This window comes from Bradyrhizobium cosmicum (assembly GCF_032290525.1).
Lineage (GTDB): Bacteria > Pseudomonadota > Alphaproteobacteria > Rhizobiales > Xanthobacteraceae > Bradyrhizobium > Bradyrhizobium cosmicum_A.
The window spans coordinates 1-288 of record NZ_JASXTA010000148.1 but is presented as its reverse complement, the minus strand read 5'-3'; the positions used below and the strand labels follow the sequence as shown (position 1 = coordinate 288).

The 288-nt window shown below is 71.5% G+C and carries 1 protein-coding gene; it reads left to right on the top strand.

All coding sequences use genetic code 11. The features are described 5' to 3' along the window. On the top strand, positions 1–288 hold a 288-nt coding region (locus QSV46_RS39430), incomplete at both ends, for an AMP-binding enzyme (RefSeq protein ID WP_314964053.1).

The following is a 288-nucleotide window of genomic DNA, read 5'->3' as shown; positions in this document are numbered from 1 at the left end:
GGGCCGCAACGACGACCAGGTGAAGATCCGCGGCTTCCGGATCGAGCCGGGCGAGATCGCGGCGCGGCTCGTCGAGCACGCCGCGGTGCGCGACGCGGTGGTGGTGGCGCGCCAGGACCGCGCCGGCGAGCAGCGGCTGGTCGCCTATGTGGTGTGCGCGTCCGAGGCGGGCTCGGATGGGCTGGATGGAAGCGAACTTGCCGGCACCTTGCGCACGCACTTAAGTGCGCGGCTGCCGGACTACATGGTGCCGTCGGCGTTTGTGCACCTTGCGGCGCTGCCCTTGAC